Here is an 18,210-nt window from a genome sequence, read left to right as displayed (position 1 = left end):
GCCCGCCGTTCAAGCGCTGCAAACTCAAAGGTACTTGCAATGCGTGTGATCGTTCTTGGCGCCGGCCTGCTCGGCGTGACTTCGGCCTATTACCTCCAGCAACTCGGCCACGAGGTGACCGTGATCGACCGGCAGGCCACCCCGGCCGCCGAAACCAGCTTCGCCAACGGCGGCCAGATCTCGGTCAGCCATGCCGAGCCGTGGGCCAATCCGAGCGCGCCGCTGAAGGTGCTGCAATGGCTCGGCAAGGAAGATGCGCCGCTGCTGTTCCGCATCCGCGCCGACATGCGCCAGTGGCTCTGGGGCCTGCAGTTTTTGCGCGAATGCACCCCCGCCCGCACCCGCCACAACATCGAACAGATCGTTCGTCTCGGTACATACAGCCGGGAAATGTTGCAGCAATTGCGTCGAGACACCGGCCTGAACTATGACCAGCGCACGCAAGGCATCCTGCACTTCTACACAACGCAAAAAGAATTCGACGGCGCCCTCGCGCCCGCCGAGCAGATGCGTGCCCTGGGCTGCGAGCGGCTGGTCATCTCGGCCGACGAGGCCATCAGGATCGAACCCGCCCTCGCCCACATCCGCCCCCAACTCGCTGGCGCCACCTACACCGCCGAAGACGAATCGGGCGACGCCAACCGCTTCGCGCGCGAGCTCGTGAAGCTGGCCGAGGCGGCCGGCGTGAAGTTCCTCATGAGCCACACGGTGACCGCGCTGCGCGAAGCCGGCGGCAGCATCGACCACGTCGAGGCGACCGACAACGAAGGCCGCTTCCAGCGCATCCGCGGCGATGCCTTCGTGCTCGCGATGGGTTCGCTGAGTCCGTTGTACGCCGCGCCGCTGGGCATCCGCCTGCCGATCTACCCCGCCAAGGGCTACTCGGTGACGCTCCCCGTCAAGGACGCATCGAAGGCGCATCAGGTCTCGCTGACCGACGACGAATACAAGCTGGTGTTCTCGCGCTACACCTCCGAGTCGGGCGACCGCCTGCGCATCGCCGGCACGGCCGAGCTCAACGGCTACGACCGCGACCTGAACCGCGTGCGCTGCGAAGCCATCGTGCGGCGCGTCGAAGAACTCTTCCCCGGCGCCGGCGACACCGAGCGCGCGCAGTTCTGGACCGGCCTGCGCCCGGCCACGCCGAGCAACGTGCCGCTGATCGGCAAGACCAAACTGCCGAACCTGTTCCTCAACACCGGCCACGGCACGCTCGGCTGGACGCACGCCTGCGGCTCGGGCAAGTCGATCGCGCGCATCGTGAGCGGGCTGGCGCCCGAGGTCGACTTCGCGTTCGCCGGCATGCCGGCACCCGCGCCGCGCGCCGTGCAACCCGCACTGGGCTGACACGACACGCGCCCGGGTCATGCCTTGAACGTGACCCAGGGCTTGAGCCGCACGGCGCAGCGGATGAGCCCCGCGCTTTCCTGCGCCTCGATCACCGCGCCGATCGGCTTGTAGGCCTGCGGCGCCTCTTCGATGCGGCGCTCTTCGCGCAGCGTCACGCATTGCCAGCTGGCATCGGCGTCGTCGGGTGCGGGCCGCATCGCGCGCACTTCCTGCCGACGCATGCGCCGGCCGGCACCATGGCTGCACGACCACAGCCAGTCTTCATGCCCCAGCCCGGTCGCGAGGTACGAGTGATCGCCCATCGACCCGGGAATCAGCGCCAGGTCGCCCGCATGTGCCGGCGTCGCGCCCTTGCGGTGAATGTTCATGCCGTGCTCGCGCAGCACCACGTTGTGCGGCACGTCGACCACCAACGTCGACGCCGTGGCGCCCAGCAGTTCGGCGAAGTCCTTGCGCACCAGCTCGGCCAGCACGACGCGGTTGGCCCAGGCATAGCGCGCGGCCACGCCCATGGCTTCCAGGTACTCCTGCGCCAGCGGCCCGGCCAGGCCGTACAGCCCGCTCTTCGGATGGCGCAGGCCCTGCGGCCACTCGGCCCGTGCGCGGTCCATCCAGCGGCCGCCGACATGGAACCCGATGTCGCGCGAGCCGCTGTGGATCATCACCACGACCTCGCCCGCCTTGAGCCCCGCGCGGTACGCCGCGTGCCGGTCCATCACCTGATCGACCACCTGCAACTCGACGAAGTGGTTGCCGCTGCCCGGCGTGCCGAGGCACGGGTCGCGGAACACCTCGTGGCGCGCGCCGGTGTAGGCCGACGGTGCGTGCCGCGACTGCCCGCCGAAGCTCGCCAGGCCGATGCACGCGCCGATCTCGGCCTGCAGCCGGTCGCGGTCGCACGAGGCCCAGAGCCCCTCGTTGCGCACGGCGTCCAGGAACGCGGCCGGCCCGTCGTCGAACAGCGCGCGAAACGCCGCCGTGTGCACCGGCACGTCGCGCCCGTTGTCGAGCAGGCTGCGCGTGAGCCGCGCGAGCAGCTGCGTCTTGTGCGGCGCCACCTGGTCCAGCGTGAGGCCGGTGGTCAGCAGGCGCATGCCGCAGTTGATGTCGGTGCCGACCGCGGCGGGGATCACGAAGTCGCCATCGGTGGCGACGACGCTGCCCACCGGCGCGACCGAGCCCGGATGAAAGTCCGGCGTCGCGCAGGCCTTGCACACGCCGTGCGCGCCGTCGGGCGAGCGCACACTGGCAAAGGCCAGCAGCTGGTTCACTGCTTTTTCTTCCAGCGGCAGGCTCTGCGGCAGAAGAACGGTCGCCTGCGCGGCTTCGTTGCGCAGGTGATAGATGCCGTCGCGGTAGTCGACGGCGATGTGGGCGCGCGAAAAGGCGCGCTGAAGTCTCGAAAAATGACTATTGGTGGGGCTGCCCATGGCTGCAATTCCATTCGGGGAAACCGTGTCGGTTTCCGGGCCCCGTCACATCGCGTGGCGGGGCGAAAGAGATCGACCGCGTGCCTCGGGGCGCGCGGATCACTCTTTCTTGCAGCAGCAGAGATTCAAGAAAGCGGGCGGATTCTAGCGACGCGAAGCGCCCGCGAACACAGTGCGCAGGCGCGCGCGTCGTTTTTTCCCGTCAGTCAGCCAGTCAGTCAGTCCGGCGCAGTGAACACCGTCAGCACGCCGGTGTAGCCGTACAGGTGGTGGCGCGCGATCTCGCCCGCGGCGAAGAAGCCGACCAGCGGCACGTCGCCCAGCGCATGCCGCACGATCTGCAGCTCGGCGCCCGGCGCGCCGAAGTGCGGGCCGCCGCGCCCCGAGCAGCTCACGTACACCGCGCCCGCGATGCGCCGCGCCGGATGCGGTGCGGCCTCGGCCTCACCGGCCGCCACGGCGCGTGCGGTGGCCAGCGTCTGTTCTTCGGGCTCGAGCTCTTCGCGGATCTCGGCGCAGATGCGCATCAGGTCGGCGCGCGCCGCCTGCGCGTTGCGGCGGCAGAAACTCAGCCGCATGCCGGCCTCGGCGTTGTCGGCAATGGCGATGCCGCGCCGCGTCGGGTCGAGGCCGATGATGTGGCGCACCAGCACGTCGGCGCCCAGGTCGCCGGTGCGGCGGATGCCGTCGCTGCCCGCGTCGGCCAGGCCGACCAGCGTGTTGCGCACGGCGTCGATGGCTTCCTGCGGCCGGTCGAGTGACACCTGCAGGTCGGCCAGCAGCACGTCGAGCGCCGGCTCGCCGTCGAGCGACAGCAGCAGGTTGCCGTCGGCCTCGGTGATCTCGCGCTCGCGCGCGCCGCCGGTGCGCAGCGGCTGGCAGCCCTGCGTGACGCGCGACACCAGCCGCACGCCCTCGCCGAACACCACGCCCGACAAGCCGCCCGAGAACACGCCGCCCGCCGCCCCATGGCCGCGGATGTTGCCGTTGCCGCCGACCGCGAACTGCAGCGCCCCGCCGCGGCCGGACGAGAGCCCGCCGAACAAGTAGCCGGTGTCGGTGCGCCCCGCCATCTCGCCGATGAGCTCGCCCAGGTCGGGCGTGGCCGGGTCGGCGTGCACGAGCGCGGTGTGCGCCTCGAAGCCGCTCATTTCGGAACTGCCCAGCGGCGCCACGCCGGAGAACACCCGGTACTGGTCGCTGGGCAGCGCGCACAGCATCAGGCTCAGGCCGGGCTCGTCGAAGTACTCGGCGTTGTTGGCCGACACGCCGATGCCGACGGTGCCCGACCAGTCGGTGACCTCGGGCAGCTCGGCGCCCAGGTGATCGAGGATCTCCTGCGCTTCGGCCGCGTAGTGGTCGGTGATGTAGAGCAGCCCGAGCGTCGGGTTCGACGCGTAATCGGGCAGCGCCATCTGCGCGCGCAACTGGGCCAGCACGAGGCCGGCGGCCATGCGCCATTGCGGGTGGGTGGCATGGCCGGTGGGAAACAGTTTCATGGTGCGTACCGACCCGTGCGTCGTCGTCTGGAAAGGTGTCTGTAAGACGTCAGCGCCGGCCGGAGGTTCGCTTGCGCGCGGCGGCGGACGTGGTTTTCTTGCGCGCGGCGGGTGCCGGCGCGGCTTTTTTGGCGACAGCTTTCTTCGGGGCAGCCTTGGCGGCCGGCTTGCGCGCCGTCGCCTTGCCGATGACCTGCCCCACGGCGTCGGCCAGCGGCTGCGCCATGGCCGGCACCTTGAGCTGCGCCGCGTCCTGCAGCGCCGTGCTCGCGATCTGCTGGAACTGCTCGGTGAGCGAGCCCCACCATTGCATCGGGTCGACCACGCCGGCAGCGCCGTTGGACGAGGCGGGTTTGGCGCGCGACGCCTTCTTCGGTGCCGGGGTTTCCTCTTCTTCCGCTTCTTCCTCGGCCTCGTCGAACTCTTCTTCCTCTTCCTCGACAGCTTCCGGTTCGGGCCGCGGTGCGGGGGCCGGGGCGGGAGCCGGTGCAGGCGCCGGCGCCATGGCCGCGGCCTGCTTGGTGAACGCGCTGGCGATGTCTTCCATCCGCACGTTCATGCCGCGCAGGGTCGACAGCGTCATCTTCTGCACCTCGAGCGCCTGGATGGTCGCCTTGAGCGCGTGGCCGTTCTGTTCGAGCCAGTACTGGACGGTCTTGAGTTCCTGGATGCGCTTGTCGACCTCTTCGACGCTCATGGTGGGCGCGACCCAACTCGCGAGGCTGGGGATGCCGGGCACCGAGCCGGAGCCCGCGGCGGCACCGCCGGCGAGGTTCTTCAGGAAGTCGAATCCGGGGACGAACTGGCTGAAGTCGAAGGGTTTGCTGGCGTTGCTCATGCGGGAGGTCTCCTGGCTGGGTTTTCTTGTGTTGCCAGCTTACTCCAAGCCCCTTGCCAGCGAATCAGAGCTCGTCCCTGACCCGGCTGAAAACCTTCCAGAAATTCGCGTCCTGCGAGGTCGCGAAGTTGATCCGCATCATCGTGCTCGGCGGGCGGCGCGCATGGAACAGCGAACCCGGCGCCAGCAGGTAGCCCTGGTCGAGCATGCGTTGCGTGAGCGCGTCGGTGTCCACGCCCGTGTCGACCCAGCCGAACAGCCCCGCCGGCTCCGAGGCGAAGGTGCAGCCGTGCGACATGGCCAGCTTCACCGCGCGGCCGCGCGCGCCGTCCAGGCGGATGCGCACGCGCTCCGAATGGCGGCGCAGCTGGCCCTGGTCGATGCACCACGACAGCGCCCGCTCGAACAGCGTGGGCGAGGTCAGCGTGGCCAGCAGCTTGGTCTCCAGAAGCCGCTCTTTCAGCGCGGGCGAGGCGGCCAGGAAGCCGATGCGCCAGTTGGGCGCCAGGATCTTCGCGAAGCCGCTGACGTAGATGGTGCGCTGCAGCCCGTCGAGCGCACTCAGGCGCGTGGCGTGCTCGGGCGCGAGGTGGCTGTAGGTGTCGTCCTCGACGATGTGGAAGTCGTGTTCGTTGGCCAGCTTGAGCACGCGGTGCGCGCTGCCCGGCGTGAGGCTGTAGCCGGTCGGGTTGTGCAGCACGCTCACGCTGACGAAGAGCTTGGGGCTGTGCAGCTTGCAGTACTGCGCCATCACGTCGAGGTCGGGCCCGTCGGCGCGGCGTGGCACGGGCAGGATGCGCATGCCCAGCGCCTCGAGCCGCGCGAACTCCAGCGCCCAACCGGGCTCCTCGACCATCACCGGATCGCCCGCGCGCAGCAGCGTGCGGCTCACGATGTCCAGCGCATGCGTGGCGCCGATGGTGGTCACGATCTGGTCCGGCCCGGCCGGCACGTTGATGCGCACCAGCTTCTGCGACAGGCTGCGGCGCAGCGCGAGGTCGCCCGAGGGCTCGCCATATTGAAGCGATAGTTCCTGCAGCGCCGAGGTGGTGGTCACGCGGCGCACCGCGGTCGCCAGGAAGGTCGAGGCCATCCAGTCGGGCGGGAACACGCCCATGCCCGGCTGCGGCTTGTCGCTCGGGCGGTGGAACATGCTGCGGATCAGCGAGCTGGCGTCGGCCGGCACGCGCGAGGCCATCATCGGCGGGACCACGGGCACGGCATGCGCCGGGTTGCGCGAACCCTCGGGCGCCGGCGCGGCGTCGCGCACGTAGAAGCCGCGCTGGCGGCGCGCCTCGACGAGGCCCTGCGCGAGCAGCTGGTCGTAGGCGGCGACCACGGTGTACGGGCTCACGCCCTGCTGGCGCGCGCACTCGCGCACCGAGGGCAGGCGTGCGCCGGGGGCCAGCAGCCGGTTGCGGATGCGCTCGGCGAGGCGGTCGGCCAGCTGCCCGGTCAGGGACTGGGTGGAGGTTCGGGTCAGCATCGGATCGGGCTGCATCGCACAGAGAGCAAGAAAAGAGCGGCGTGTGTCGAAGGAATGACCAATACAGATTTCAGATTTGTTCGATCATCTGTACTGGAACTGTAATGGTCCAAAGTTTAGAGTCTGTGACATGAACTGGCAAGAATTCACCGCGCTGCTGGTGCTGGCCACGGCGATGAGCTTCTCGCCCGGCCCCAACACCACGCTCTCCACCGCCCTGGCGGCCAACGGCGGCCTGCCGCGTGCGATGCGTTTCGTGGTCGCGGTGCCGGTCGGCTGGACCTTGCTGCTGGCGATCTGCGCGGCCGGCCTCGGCGCACTGGTGGTGGCCATGCCGCCGCTGCGCCTGGCGATCAAGGGCCTGGGCATCGCCTACCTGCTGTGGCTGGCCTACAAGCTCAGCGGCAGCGCCCAGCTCGGCAAGGCCGACAGCGCCCGCCTCTCGGTCGGCTTCGGGCAGGGCGTGATGCTGCAGTTCGTGAACATCAAGGCCTGGCTGCTGGCGCTCACGCTGGTGGCGGGCTGGATCGCCGGCCAGCCCGACGCGCTCGCGCGCTTCGCCATCGTCGCGCCCGTGATGCTGACCTACGCCTTCACCAGCAACTTCGCCTATGCGCTGGTCGGCGCGCTGCTGCGCGAGTGGCTGGCCAAGGGCCGGCGCCTGCTGTGGTTCAACCGCGCGATGGGCCTGATCCTCGTGCTCACGGCCTGGTGGATGGTGGGCGTATGAAGCTCGCCATCAAGGACGAAACGCTGGGCATGTGGCTCGGGGTGGTCGGCGTGGCGCTGTTCGCCATCACGCTGCCGATGACGCGGCTGGCCACGGGCACGCAAGAGGCGCCGCAGCTGTCGCCGTGGTTCGTCACGCTCGGGCGCGCGGCGCTGGCGGGCGTGCTGTCGGCCGTCTTCCTGCTGGTCACGCGCTCGCCGCGCCCGGCGGCGCACCAGTGGAAGCCGCTGGGCATGGCGGTGCTGGGCAACTGCATCGGCTTTCCGCTCTTGCTGGCCTTTGCGCTGCGCGTGGTCACGGCCAGCCACGCGGCGGTGGTGACGGCGCTGCTGCCGCTGGTCACGGCCGCGGTCGCGGCCTGGGTGCTGCACCAGCGCGCGCGGCTGGGCTTCTGGCTCTGCGCCGTCGCGGGCAGCCTGCTGGTCGTGGTGTTCTCGGTGCTGCGCGCGCAGCAGAGCGGCCACGGCTTCGGTTTCGAATGGGCCGACCTGCTGCTGGTGGGCGCGGTCGTCGCCGCCTCGGTCGGCTACATCTACGGCGCGCAGGTCACGCCGTCGCTCGGCGCCGAGCGTGTGATCTGCTGGGTCTGCGTGATGGCGCTGCCCGTGACGCTGCCCGCCACCATCGCCCTGTGGCCGCAGCAGCCCGTGGCCGCCTCGGCTTGGGTCGGCTTCACCTACGTGGGCATGTTCTCGATGTGGATCGGCTTCTTCGCCTGGTACCGCGGTCTGGCCCTGGGCGGCGCGCTGCGCGTGAGCCAGACGCAGCTGCTGCAGCCCTTCCTGTCGATCCTCGCCTCGATCCCGCTGCTGGGCGAACCGCTCGACCTGGTGACGCTGGGCTTCGCCGCCGCCGTGGTCGCCACGGTGGTCGCGGGCAAGCGGCTGTCGCAACCGCAGGCCGCGCCTGCCGTTCCACGCGGTGCCGAGCCGCAGGCCAGGAGCTGACGACCATGACGCTGTTCAGCCATGTCACCGTCGGCTGCACCGACCTGCCGCGCGCCGCCGCCTTCTACGACGCGGTGCTGGCCCCGCTCGGCCTCATCCGCCGCCCCGTGACGCCCGACGGCGGCCCCGACGCCGCCTGCTGGATCGCGCCGGGCCAGACGCTGCCGCGCTTTTACGTGTACATCCCGCTGGACGGCGAACCCGCCAGCGCCGGCAACGGCAGCATGGTCGCGTTCTGCGCGCCCTCGCCGCAGGCCGTTCACGCCGCCCACGAGGCGGCCCTGCGCCACGGTGGCCGCGACGAAGGCGCGCCCGGGCCCCGCCCCCGCTACGGGCAGGGCTATTACGGCGCCTACCTGCGCGACCCGGACGGCAACAAAATCCATGTCGTGCACCGTGGCGACATCCCGCCGCCCTGACCCCACACTCAGACTCACCTCTCATTCGCCAGAAAGAAGAAAGCCTCCCATGAACTGGAAACTCGCCGCCCGCGCCGCCAAGATGAATCCTTCGGTGCTGCGTGAAATCCTCAAGGTCACCGAGCGCCCCGGCATCATCAGCCTGGCCGGCGGCCTGCCTTCGCCCAAGACCTTCCCGATCCAGGAGTTCGCCGACGCCTGCGCCGAAGTGCTGCACAACGACGGCCAGGCCGCGCTGCAGTACGCCGCCAGCGAAGGCTATGCGCCGCTGCGCCAGGCCGTGGCCGACATGCTGCCCTGGGACGTCGACGCCTCGCAGGTGCTCATCACCACCGGCTCGCAGCAGGGCCTGGACCTCGTGGCCAAGGTGCTGATCGATCCGGGCAGCAAGGTGCTGGTCGAGACGCCCACCTACCTGGGCGCGCTGCAGGCCTTCGGCCCGATGGAGCCGCACCCCGTGGGCGTGGCCAGCGACGACGACGGCGTGATCGTCGACGACCTCGTGAGCAAGGCGGCCGACGCGCGCTTCGTCTACCTGCTGCCCAACTTCCAGAACCCCACCGGCCGCACCATGACCGAGGCGCGCCGCGCCGCCGTCTCCGCTGCCGCAGCCGCCGCCAACCTGCCGATCGTCGAGGACAACCCCTACGGCGAGCTCTGGTTCGACGAAGCCCCGCCGCTGCCGCTGGCCGCGCGCAACCCCGAGGGCGTGATCTACCTGGGTTCGTTCTCCAAGGTGCTGGCCCCGGGCCTGCGCCTGGGCTTCCTGGTGGCACCGAAGGCCATCTTCCCCAAGCTGCTGCAGGCCAAGCAGGCGGTCGACCTGCACACGCCGATCTTCACGCAGCGCATGGTCTCGGCCGTGATGAAGGACGGCTTCCTGGACCGCCACGTGCCCACCATCCGCGCGCTGTACAAGCGCCAGCGCGACGCCATGATCGCCGCGCTGCACCGCGAGATGGCCGGCCTCGACGTGAAGTTCAACGCCCCCAAGGGCGGCATGTTCCTGTGGGCGCGCCTGCCCGAGGGCATCGACACCGTGACCCTGCTGCCCAAGGCCGTGGAGCGCAACGTGGCCTTCGTGCCCGGCGCGCCGTTCTACGCCGGCGAAGGCGATCCGCGCACGCTGCGCCTGTCGTTCGTGACCGCCAGCGTCGAAGAGATCGACACCGCCATCGCCGCGCTCGCCGTCACGCTGCGCGAAGAACTGGCGCTGCTGGCCCCCGCCCACGCCTGACGGGGCCGACGACGATGCACATCGCGATCCTCACCTTCGACGGCTTCAACGAGCTCGACTCGCTGGTCGCGCTCGGCGTGCTCAACCGCGTGAAGAAGCCGGGCTGGCGCGTGACGCTGGCCTCGCCCAGCGCTACCGTGACCTCGATGAACGGTGTCACGGTGCATGCCACCGCGACGCTCGAAGCGGCCTGCGAGGCGGGCGCGGTGATCGTCGGCAGCGGCATCCGCACGCGCGAGATCGCCGCCGACGCGGGCCTGATGGGCGTGCTGCGCGGGCTCGACCCGTCGCGCCAGCTCATCGGCGCGCAGTGCTCGGGCACGCTGCTGCTGGCCAAGCTCGGCCTGCTGGGCACGGTGCCCGCCTGCACCGATCTCACGACCAAGCCCTGGGTGCAGGAAGCCGGCGTCGAAGTGCTCAACCAGCCCTTCTTCGCGCAGGGCGACGTGGCCACCGCGGGCGGCTGCTTCTCGGCGCCCTACCTCGCGGCGTGGCTCATCGCGCGCACCGAGGGCCTCGAGGCCGCGAAGAGCGCGCTGCACTACGTCGCGCCGGTCGGCGAGAAAGACGACTACGTGGCGCGCGCGATGCGCAACATCGAACCGTACCTGCAGGCCACGGCCGACGCCCTCTGCGCACAAGGACACTGAACACCATGCTCAACATCTGGGGCCGCATCAGTTCGATCAACGTGCGCAAGGTCGTGTGGTGCGCGCAGGAGCTCGGGCTCGACTTCCAGCGCACCGAGGCCGGCGGCAAATTCGGCGTGGTGCAGACGCCCGAATACCGCGCGCTCAACCCGAACGCCATGGTGCCCACCATCGACGACGGCGAAGGCGCCGAGCGCGTCACGCTGTGGGAGTCGAACGTCATCGTGCGCTACCTGTGCGCCCGCTACTCGCACGGCACGCTCTACCCGAGCGAGCTGCCCGCGCGCTTCGACGCCGAGCGCTGGATGGACTGGCAGCAGACCACGCTCAACCGCGCCAGCCGCGACGCCTTCGTGCAATGGGTGCGCACGGCGCCCTCGGAGCGCCAGCCCGCGCTGATCGCCGCGTCGGTGCGCGAGAGCGAGGCGCTGTTCGCCATGCTCGACGCCCACCTCGCGCAGCGCCCCTACATGGCCGGCGAGCGCTTCACCATGGCCGACATCCCGATCGGCTGCGAGGCGCACCGCTGGTTCGGCCTGCCCGGCGCCGAATACCGCCGGCCCGTCTGGCCCAACGTCGAGCGCTGGTACGCCGACCTGCTTTCCCGCCCGGGCACGCGTGGCGTGCTTGATCTATCCCTCGAATGACCCTGATGAAATCCCGCCCCTTCAAGCAAGTCGACGTCTTCACCGCCACCGCCTACTACGGCAACCCGCTCGCGGTGGTGATCGACGGCCAGGACCTGGACGACGCCGCCATGCAGCGCTTCGCGCAGTGGACCAACCTGTCGGAGACCACCTTCCTGCTGCCGCCGACCGACCCGGGCGCCGACTACCGCGTGCGCATCTTCACGCCCGGCGGCGAGCTGCCCTTTGCCGGCCACCCGACCATCGGCAGCTGCCATGCGTGGCTGCAGGCCGGCGGCAAGCCCAAGGTGGCGGGCCGCGTGGTGCAGCAGTGCGGCGCCGGCCTCGTGCCGCTGCGGCGCGACGGCGAGCGCCTGGCCTTTGCCGCGCCGCCGCTCAAGCGCAGCGCCCCGAGCCCCGCGCTGCTGGCCAAGGTGGCCGGCGCGCTGGGCCTGAAGGCGCAGCAAGTCATCGCGGCGCAGGTGCTGGACAACGGCCCGGTCTGGTTCGGCCTGCTGCTGAACGACGCCGACGCCGTGCTGGCGCTGCAGCCCGACCACCGCGCGCTGAAGGAACTGGGCGTGAAGGCCGGCGTGGCGGGCGTGCCCTCGGCGCACGACACCTCGCTGCTCATCGGCCGCTCGAACCGCGAGGCGCGCGCCTTCGGCAACCGCCCTGCCACGCCGAACGACGACGGCGCGAAGATCGACCTCGAGGTGCGCGCCTTCGCCGAGCCCATCGGCGTGCAGGAAGACCCGGTCACCGGCAGCCTCAACGCCAGCCTGGCCGAATGGCTGATCGCCGACGGCCACATGCCCGAGCGCTACCTGGCCGCGCAAGGCCAGTGCCTGGGCCGCGCGGGCCGCGTGCACATCGAGCGCGACAGCGACGGCACGATCTGGGTCGGCGGCGATGCCGTGACCTGCGTCGACGGCCACGTCACCCTCTGAACAAAGGCACGCCATGGCCCCCGCCGAAATCGACCACCTGGTGATCGCCGCTGCCTCGCTGGCCGAGGGCGTGGCATGGTGCGAGGCCACGCTCGGCGTCACGCCCGCGCCCGGCGGCGTGCACCCGCTGATGGGCACGCACAACCGGCTGCTGAACATCGCGAATGACGCGTTCCCGCGCGCCTATGCCGAGATCATCGCCATCGAGCCCGGCAAGGCGCCGTCGCGGCCGAAGACGCGCCGCTGGTTCGACCTGGACGACGCCGCGCTGCAGGCCGCGCTCGCGCAGCGCGGCCCGCACCTGATCCACTTCGTGGCGCGCGTGCCCGATGCACACGCCGCCACGCAGGCGCTCGCGCGCGAGGAGCATGCGCACATCGACCGCGGCCACCTGCTCGAAGCCTCGCGCGACACGCCGGCCGGCCGGCTCGAGTGGCAGATCACGGTGCGCGACGACGGCCAGCGCCTGTTCTACGGCGCGCTGCCCACGCTGATCCAGTGGGGCGCCGTGCACCCGACCGACGCCATGCCCGCCTCGGGCCTGGCGCTGCGTTCGCTGCGCGTGGCGCATCCGCGCGCGCCGGCGCTGTCGGCCGCGCTCACGGCCATCGGCATGGGCGGCCTGCCGGTCGATGCCGGCCCGCCCAACCTCGTCGCCGTGCTCGACACGCCGCGCGGCCCCGTCACCCTCGAATCGCAAGGACTCTGACCCCATGCTCACCCTGACCGAAATCGCCTGGTTCGCCCTCGCTTCGCTGCTGCTGGCGCTCACGCCGGGGCCGAACATGATCTATTGCGTGTCGCGCACGCTGATCCAGGGCCGCCGCGCGGGGCTCATCTCGCTGGGCGGCGTGCTGATGGCGTTCCTGGTGCACCTGTTTGCCGCAGCGCTGGGCCTCACGGCGCTGCTGCTGGCGGTGCCGGTCGCGTTCGACGCGATCCGTTTCGCCGGCGCGGCCTACCTGATGTGGCTCGCATGGCAGGCGGTCAAGCCCGGCGGCAACGCGCCCTTCGAGGCCCGCGCGCTGCCGGCCGATCCGCCAGCCAAGCTGTTTCGCATGGGCTTTCTCACGAACCTGCTGAACCCGAAGGTGGCGATGTTCTACCTGTCGTTCTTCCCGCAGTTCATCCACCCCGAGCGCGGCTCCGTGCTGCTGCAGAGCCTGCAGTTGGGCATGGCGCAGATGGTGAGCAGCGCGCTGGTCAACACCGTGATGATCGTTGGCGCCGCGAGCATCACGGCCGTGCTGTCGCAAAGCGCGGGCTGGCTGCGCGCGCAGCGCTACATCATGGGCAGCGTGCTGGCCGCGCTGGCCGTGCGCGTGGCGCTCACCGAACGCAAGTAAGCAACAAGAAGGACGTCGATGCGATTCACCCGCGAAGAGATCGAAGCCGCGCAGCGCACCGTGCATGCGGCCATGCCGCCCACGCCCCAGTACACCTGGCCGCAGCTGTCGCAGCGCCTGGGCGCCACGGTCTGGGCCAAGCACGAGAACCACACGCCGGTCGGCGCCTTCAAGATCCGCGGCGGCCTGACCTACTTCGAGACCCTCGCGCGCGAGCAGCCCGCCGTGCGCCATGTGATCAGCGCCACGCGCGGCAACCACGGCCAGTCGGTCGGCTTCGCCTCGCAGCGCCACGGGCTGGCCGCGACCATCGTGGTGCCGCACGGCAATTCGCGCGAGAAGAACGCGGCGATGCGCGCGCTCGGCGTGACGCTGGTCGAGCATGGCGATGACTTTCAAGCGGCGGCCGAGCACGCCGCGGTGCTGGCCGAACGCGATGCGCTGCACCGCGTGCCCTCGTTCCATCGCGAGCTGGTGCGCGGCGTGTCGACCGCGTATGTCGAGTTCTTCAGCGCATTGAAAGCTTCACCGCCCGACGTGCTGTTCGTGCCCATCGGCCTGGGCTCCGGCTTTGCCGGCGCGGCGGCGGCGCGCGCGCACTGCGGCGTGTCGACGAAGCTCATCGGCGTGGTGTCGGCGCATGCCACGGCCTACCGTGATTCGTTCCGCGCACGCCGTGCGGTCGAGTCGCCCGCCACCACGCGGCTGGCCGACGGCATGGCCTGCCGCACGCCGGTGCCCGAGTCGCTGGAGGTGATCCTGCAGGAAGCCGACGACGTGATCACCGTGACCGACGATGAAGTGGCGGAGGCCATGCGCGTGCTTTTCAGCGACACGCACAACGTGGCCGAAGGTGCGGGCGCTGCCGCCTTGGCGGGCGCGCTTCAGCAGAAGGAACGCTGGCGCGGGCAGACGGTGGGCGTTGCGTTGAGCGGCGGCAATGTCGACGCGGACATGTTCGCCGGGGTGCTGGGGCGCAGCGCCTGATCCGCGCTCAGGGCAGCGGCCCTGTGTTCGCCGTGCTCAGCGGCAGCTGGGACACCTCGGCCAGCAGCAGCGCCAACTGCTGCGCGGCCGCATCGATCACCGCCTGCCCCTTCGCGGCCGTGGCTGCTGCGGCATTGCCCGCCGCACCCTGCCCGTTGTAGTCCTCCATGGCCCAGCCGAGCTTGGCGCTCTTGCCGTTGCCGAGGATCGCGCAGTCGGCCGCGCGCTTCTCCGAGGTGGAACTGAAATCCTTCGCCTCGCCCATGCGCACCAGCGCGGGCGTCAGCGCCAGCATCATCGAGGTCTCGACCTCGCCCGCGTGCACGCCGAAGCGATGCTCGCGGGCGCTGAACTGCGCGTTCGCATCGCCCAGCGGCAGGTTGAACCAGCTCACGCTGTAGACGATCAGGCCGTGCGCGGCGCGCAGCTCGCGCGCCACGATGTCCATCGCGCCCACATGGCCGCCGTGGGCGTTGAACAGCACCAGCTTCTTCACGCCGGCGCGCGCCACGCCCGCGCCGATCTCGTTCCACATGCGGATCAGCGTCTCGGCCGAGAAGGTGAGCGTGCCCGCGAAGCGCGCGTGCTCGGGGCTCAGGCCGATCTGCTGGGTGGGCAGGAACAGCGCCGGCAATTCCGGCGGCAACAGCGGCAGCGCCGCGGCCACGATGCCGTCGGCCAGCACGGTGTCCACGCCCAGCGGCAGGTGCGGGCCGTGCTGCTCGGTCGCGCCCAGCGGCAGCACCGCCACCGTGGTCGCCGCGTCGAGCGCGGCGAAGTCGCGCGTCGTCAACTGGGACCAGAAACGGGGCCAACGGGGCGAAGAGACCGGAAGTGCGTTCATGCCGCGATCTTAGGACGGGGCCATGGGCGGCGGTGAGCGGCGCACAGGGCAACACTTGCATACAACTTGCCAACATCGGATGAATTGATCGCGAATCTGTTCACGATTAGTTCTCATCTTTCCCGATGTTCGGTCCTATTGTTTACAAATTGGCCTAGAGTCCCTTTTCACGAACTTTCCGTCACGGCTTGTCACGGCCCAGGAGAGTTCACGCAAAAGGGAGTAGCGTGTCCATCCATCCACAAAAAAATGGAGGCACCGTCGTTGCCGGGCGCAAAGTCGCGCCCTTCAAGGCATTGCCTCACCATCTCGCACGAGCCGTGCGGGGTTTGCCGCCGATCGTGTGCGTGCTGGTCTTCGGAAGCAGCACCGCGTACGCGGAATCCACTGTCGCGCCCTCGCCGGCCGCCCCCCTGGGCAGCGCGCTGGCGTATGACGCCTCGCAGCACGACGCCCTCATCGTCGCGCGCCGTGCCGGCCGCATCGCGCCGGCCCACGCCCTGCAACAGCTGCGCCAATGGCTGGCGTCGCCCCTGGCCGACGAGCAGCGCCGTCGCGTGGCGTCCGACGCCATCGCGATCGCGGTGGCCGACGGCCGCTTCGCCGACGCGGTGGCCGTGGGCCGCCAGGTGCCGCCCGGCGAGCTGGGCGACTACGCGCTCGGCCCGCTGGCCGGCGCCGCGCGGCGCACGGGCGACATCGCACTGCAAGGCGACACCGTCAAGGTCTGGCGCGCGCGCCAGCCGGCCGCCCGCGAACCGCGCATCCACGAAGCCTTCTGGCGGCTGGCCAGCGGCGACACGGCGGGCGCGCAAACCCTCTACCGCGCACTCGCACAGCCCGCGCCCACCGAGGTCGCCGACCGCGTCGCGCTGCTCGACCTGCGCGCCGCACTGGCGCGTGCGCAGGGCCAGCCCTTCCAGGCGCTCACGGCCTACGGCGAGATCTCCGCGCTGCAACCCACGCGCCGCGATGCGCAGCGCGACGCCGACTTCCTGCTGGCCGAGTACGGCGGTGCCACCGCTGCGTTCGAGGACGCGCAGGCGGCCGAACGCAAGCAGCCCGGCAGCCTCGCGCCGCTGACGCTCGCCCTGCTCGAACAGCAGGCACTGGCGCAGCAACTGCGCTGGGCCGTGAAGGCGCGCGACCAGCGCCTGGGCGCGGCGCGCGTCACCGACCTCGACAAGGTGCTGGCCGCCCAGAGTGCCGCGCTGGCCCGCGTCGACACCGCGCTCGCGCAGGCCGCCCCGCCGGACGCCGACACCTGGCGCACGCTGCGCACGCGGCTGCAGTCCGACCGCATGATGGCGCTGCTGGAGCGCGGCCGCCCCGCCGACACCATCGCGCTGTACGACAGCCTGCGTGCCGACGGCACCGCGTTGCCGCCGTACGCACTGGGCACCGCCGCCCGCGCGCTGGCGCAGGAGCGCCGCTCGGCCGATGCCGTGCCGCTGTTCGAGAAGGCGGTCGTCGACCTGCCGATGCCCGACAGCCTGCACTTCGGCCTGGTCTACGCCTACCTGGACACCGGCCGCTTCGACGACGCCGAGGCGCTGCTCCAGCGCATCGAAAGCGCCACGCCCGTGCTGATGCGGCTGGCGCCGGAAGCCGGCCGCCCCAACGACCAGTTCTCCGAAGTGAGCGGCCTGGGTGCGCTGCTGCAGCTTTACGGCGACCGCCCGAAGATCGCGCAGCCGCGCTTCAACACGCTCACGCAGGAAGCCCCGCTCAACGCGGGCTACGCCTACGGCGCCGCGCTCACCGAGCGGTTGCGCGAGCACCCCGAGGCGGCCGTGGCGCGTTTCGAGGCGCTGAGCGCCGACCACCCCGACGACCTGAGCGTGCGCACCGGCCATGTCGAGGCGCTGCTCGACGCCGACGAATTCCGCGCGGCCCGCATCCGTGCCGAGTCGCTCGAGGCCGATGCGCCCGACGCCGCCGAAGTGCGCGAGATGGCGCGCAAGCGCCGCTCGCTGGTCGGCCCGCAGCTCGAGATCGATGCCGAAGGTTCGCGCGGCGGCGGCACGCTGGCCAGCCGCGAATGGCGCGTCGACAGCCGGCTCAGCTCCGGCCTCATCGGCGACGCATGGCGCGTGTTCTACGCGCAGACGCTGGGCCGCGGCTACACCTCCGAAGGCACGGCCCAGTGGGCGCGCGGCGGCATCGGCGCAAGCTGGCAGCAAGGCCGCTGGCTGGCCGAAGGCGTGCTGCAGCATGCGAACAACGGGCGCTACCGCAACAGCGTGGCCGGCCGCGTCGACTACCGCGCGAGCGACGCCTGGCGCCTGTCGGCCACCTACGACGGCGACAGCAAGGAGCTGCCCTGGAAGGCGCGCGCCGTGCCCTTCGGCGCGCAGGCCATCGGCGCGCGCGAGTTCGGCGCCAGCGCGGCCTACGTCGTCAACGAGTCGCGCCGCTTCGACCTGCAATGGCGCCGGCTCGACTTCAGCGACGGCAACCTGCGCGACGGCCTCGACTTCGGTTGGCGCGAGCGCTGGGTCAGCACGCCGCGCTTCCAGATCGAGACGCGGCTGGGCGTCGATGCCAGCCGCAGCCGCCTGCAGGACGTGCGCTACTTCAGCCCCTCGCGCGACGCCAGCGCACAGCTGTCGGTGCGCGGCCAGTGGCTCACCTGGAAAAGCGACGACCGCCAGTTCTTCCAGGTGCTGGAGCTCGGCGGCGGCAGCTACCAGCAGGCCGGCTTCGGCAGCGGCCCGCTGTGGAACGTGCGCTACGAGCACCGCTGGGCCCTGGGCCAGAAGCTCACGCTGCGCTACGGCCTGACCTTCGGCAGCCACCCCTACGACGGCGTGCGCGAAAAACAGCGCGGCGTGTTCCTGAACCTTTCGATGCCCCTGCAGTGATGTCCGT

17 protein-coding genes are annotated in these 18,210 nt (G+C 70.8%); 12 read left to right on the top strand and 5 right to left on the bottom strand.

Translation table 11 applies throughout. The features are described 5' to 3' along the window. Nucleotides 1-39 precede the first annotated feature (39 nt). Nucleotides 40-1,347: a D-amino acid dehydrogenase gene (locus AC3WQR_RS01785; protein ID WP_369644831.1), complete on the top strand. Its 1,308-nt coding sequence runs from the start codon at nucleotides 40-42 to the stop codon at nucleotides 1,345-1,347. Nucleotides 1,348-1,364: 17 nt separating this feature from the next. On the opposite strand, the gene AC3WQR_RS01780 is transcribed toward AC3WQR_RS01785, so the two are convergent. The 4 genes from AC3WQR_RS01780 to AC3WQR_RS01765 form a co-directional block, all read right to left on the bottom strand. Beyond that, nucleotides 1,365-2,780 carry an RtcB family protein gene (locus AC3WQR_RS01780; RefSeq protein ID WP_492740976.1) on the bottom strand — a complete coding sequence of 472 codons (1,416 nt, stop codon included), beginning with the start codon at nucleotides 2,778-2,780 and terminating at the stop codon, nucleotides 1,365-1,367. A 218-nt stretch (nucleotides 2,781-2,998) separates the two neighbouring features. Beyond that, nucleotides 2,999-4,279, bottom strand: coding sequence for an FIST signal transduction protein (locus AC3WQR_RS01775; RefSeq protein WP_492740975.1), 1,281 nt, complete (start codon nucleotides 4,277-4,279; stop codon nucleotides 2,999-3,001). A gap of 49 nt (nucleotides 4,280-4,328) precedes the next feature. Then, nucleotides 4,329-5,117, bottom strand: a complete 789-nt coding sequence (locus AC3WQR_RS01770) for a PhaM family polyhydroxyalkanoate granule multifunctional regulatory protein (RefSeq protein WP_492740974.1) — start codon at nucleotides 5,115-5,117, stop codon at nucleotides 4,329-4,331. Between the two features lie 64 nt (nucleotides 5,118-5,181). After that, nucleotides 5,182-6,603, bottom strand: a complete 1,422-nt coding sequence (locus AC3WQR_RS01765) for an aminotransferase-like domain-containing protein (protein WP_095747421.1) — start codon at nucleotides 6,601-6,603, stop codon at nucleotides 5,182-5,184. Nucleotides 6,604-6,733: 130 nt separating this feature from the next. Here AC3WQR_RS01765 and AC3WQR_RS01760 point away from each other — a divergent pair, with 130 nt between their 5' ends. From AC3WQR_RS01760 to AC3WQR_RS01715, 10 genes are read left to right on the top strand one after another with little or no spacing between them, the layout of a single operon-like run. Then, nucleotides 6,734-7,333 (top strand): LysE family translocator, encoded by a 600-nt coding sequence (locus AC3WQR_RS01760; protein ID WP_070060269.1) that lies wholly within the window; start codon nucleotides 6,734-6,736, stop codon nucleotides 7,331-7,333. Further along, nucleotides 7,330-8,280, top strand: coding sequence for a DMT family transporter (locus AC3WQR_RS01755; protein ID WP_492740973.1), 951 nt, complete (start codon nucleotides 7,330-7,332; stop codon nucleotides 8,278-8,280). Before AC3WQR_RS01760 ends, AC3WQR_RS01755 begins: the two co-directional genes overlap by 4 nt. An 11-nt stretch (nucleotides 8,281-8,291) precedes the next feature. Beyond that, the gene (locus tag AC3WQR_RS01750; RefSeq protein WP_492741069.1) at nucleotides 8,292-8,699 is read left to right on the top strand and encodes a VOC family protein; all 408 of its coding nucleotides are present in this window, start codon (nucleotides 8,292-8,294) and stop codon (nucleotides 8,697-8,699) included. 49 nt (nucleotides 8,700-8,748) lie between these two features. After that, nucleotides 8,749-9,936 carry an aminotransferase-like domain-containing protein gene (locus AC3WQR_RS01745; RefSeq protein WP_070060271.1) on the top strand — a complete coding sequence of 396 codons (1,188 nt, stop codon included), beginning with the start codon at nucleotides 8,749-8,751 and terminating at the stop codon, nucleotides 9,934-9,936. 14 nt (nucleotides 9,937-9,950) lie between these two features. Beyond that, on the top strand, nucleotides 9,951-10,586 hold the full coding sequence (locus AC3WQR_RS01740) for a DJ-1/PfpI family protein (RefSeq protein WP_492740972.1): 636 nt from the start codon (nucleotides 9,951-9,953) through the stop codon (nucleotides 10,584-10,586). A 5-nt stretch (nucleotides 10,587-10,591) separates the two neighbouring features. Beyond that, entirely contained in the window at nucleotides 10,592-11,233 is a 642-nt protein-coding gene (locus AC3WQR_RS01735; RefSeq protein WP_487848622.1) for a glutathione S-transferase family protein, read from the top strand. Between the two features lie 5 nt (nucleotides 11,234-11,238). Further along, nucleotides 11,239-12,162 (top strand): PhzF family phenazine biosynthesis protein, encoded by a 924-nt coding sequence (locus tag AC3WQR_RS01730; RefSeq protein WP_172438398.1) that lies wholly within the window; start codon nucleotides 11,239-11,241, stop codon nucleotides 12,160-12,162. Between the two features lie 13 nt (nucleotides 12,163-12,175). Continuing rightward, nucleotides 12,176-12,871 carry a VOC family protein gene (locus tag AC3WQR_RS01725; protein WP_492740971.1) on the top strand — a complete coding sequence of 232 codons (696 nt, stop codon included), beginning with the start codon at nucleotides 12,176-12,178 and terminating at the stop codon, nucleotides 12,869-12,871. Nucleotides 12,872-12,875: 4 nt separating this feature from the next. After that, on the top strand, nucleotides 12,876-13,508 hold the full coding sequence (locus tag AC3WQR_RS01720; RefSeq protein WP_492740970.1) for a LysE family translocator: 633 nt from the start codon (nucleotides 12,876-12,878) through the stop codon (nucleotides 13,506-13,508). Nucleotides 13,509-13,526: 18 nt separating this feature from the next. Then, entirely contained in the window at nucleotides 13,527-14,495 is a 969-nt protein-coding gene (locus AC3WQR_RS01715) for a threonine dehydratase (protein ID WP_492740969.1), read from the top strand. Nucleotides 14,496-14,502: 7 nt separating this feature from the next. Here the strand turns inward: AC3WQR_RS01715 and AC3WQR_RS01710 are convergent, their stop codons facing one another. Beyond that, on the bottom strand, nucleotides 14,503-15,339 hold the full coding sequence (locus AC3WQR_RS01710) for a creatininase family protein (protein WP_492740968.1): 837 nt from the start codon (nucleotides 15,337-15,339) through the stop codon (nucleotides 14,503-14,505). A gap of 320 nt (nucleotides 15,340-15,659) precedes the next feature. On the opposite strand from AC3WQR_RS01710, the gene pgaA reads away from it, so the two are divergent. Then, nucleotides 15,660-18,203 carry a poly-beta-1,6 N-acetyl-D-glucosamine export porin PgaA gene (pgaA, locus tag AC3WQR_RS01705; RefSeq protein ID WP_492740967.1) on the top strand — a complete coding sequence of 848 codons (2,544 nt, stop codon included), beginning with the start codon at nucleotides 15,660-15,662 and terminating at the stop codon, nucleotides 18,201-18,203. Nucleotides 18,204-18,210: the final 7 nt, after the last annotated feature.

It is taken from the genome of Variovorax sp. FW305-3-2-15-B-LB1 (genome assembly GCF_058787635.1).
The sequence above is the reverse complement of the archived record's forward strand: the minus strand, read 5'-3'. Positions and strand labels throughout refer to the sequence as shown.

What these genes read in the sequence shown, in the direction of transcription:
- AC3WQR_RS01720 (WP_492740970.1), top strand. Translation starts at nt 12,876, where the DNA reads ATGCTCACCCTGACCGAAATCGCCTGGTTCGCCCTCGCTTCGCTGCTG.
- AC3WQR_RS01755 (WP_492740973.1), top strand. Translation starts at nt 7,330, where the DNA reads ATGAAGCTCGCCATCAAGGACGAAACGCTGGGCATGTGGCTCGGGGTG.
- AC3WQR_RS01735 (WP_487848622.1), top strand. Translation starts at nt 10,592, where the DNA reads ATGCTCAACATCTGGGGCCGCATCAGTTCGATCAACGTGCGCAAGGTC.
- AC3WQR_RS01725 (WP_492740971.1), top strand. Translation starts at nt 12,176, where the DNA reads ATGGCCCCCGCCGAAATCGACCACCTGGTGATCGCCGCTGCCTCGCTG.
- AC3WQR_RS01730 (WP_172438398.1), top strand. Translation starts at nt 11,239, where the DNA reads ATGAAATCCCGCCCCTTCAAGCAAGTCGACGTCTTCACCGCCACCGCC.
- AC3WQR_RS01710 (WP_492740968.1), bottom strand. Translation starts at nt 15,339, where the DNA reads ATGAACGCACTTCCGGTCTCTTCGCCCCGTTGGCCCCGTTTCTGGTCC.
- AC3WQR_RS01770 (WP_492740974.1), bottom strand. Translation starts at nt 5,117, where the DNA reads ATGAGCAACGCCAGCAAACCCTTCGACTTCAGCCAGTTCGTCCCCGGA.
- AC3WQR_RS01765 (WP_095747421.1), bottom strand. Translation starts at nt 6,603, where the DNA reads ATGCTGACCCGAACCTCCACCCAGTCCCTGACCGGGCAGCTGGCCGAC.
- AC3WQR_RS01745 (WP_070060271.1), top strand. Translation starts at nt 8,749, where the DNA reads ATGAACTGGAAACTCGCCGCCCGCGCCGCCAAGATGAATCCTTCGGTG.
- AC3WQR_RS01775 (WP_492740975.1), bottom strand. Translation starts at nt 4,279, where the DNA reads ATGAAACTGTTTCCCACCGGCCATGCCACCCACCCGCAATGGCGCATG.
- AC3WQR_RS01785 (WP_369644831.1), top strand. Translation starts at nt 40, where the DNA reads ATGCGTGTGATCGTTCTTGGCGCCGGCCTGCTCGGCGTGACTTCGGCC.
- AC3WQR_RS01715 (WP_492740969.1), top strand. Translation starts at nt 13,527, where the DNA reads ATGCGATTCACCCGCGAAGAGATCGAAGCCGCGCAGCGCACCGTGCAT.
- AC3WQR_RS01780 (WP_492740976.1), bottom strand. Translation starts at nt 2,780, where the DNA reads ATGGGCAGCCCCACCAATAGTCATTTTTCGAGACTTCAGCGCGCCTTT.
- AC3WQR_RS01740 (WP_492740972.1), top strand. Translation starts at nt 9,951, where the DNA reads ATGCACATCGCGATCCTCACCTTCGACGGCTTCAACGAGCTCGACTCG.
- AC3WQR_RS01760 (WP_070060269.1), top strand. Translation starts at nt 6,734, where the DNA reads ATGAACTGGCAAGAATTCACCGCGCTGCTGGTGCTGGCCACGGCGATG.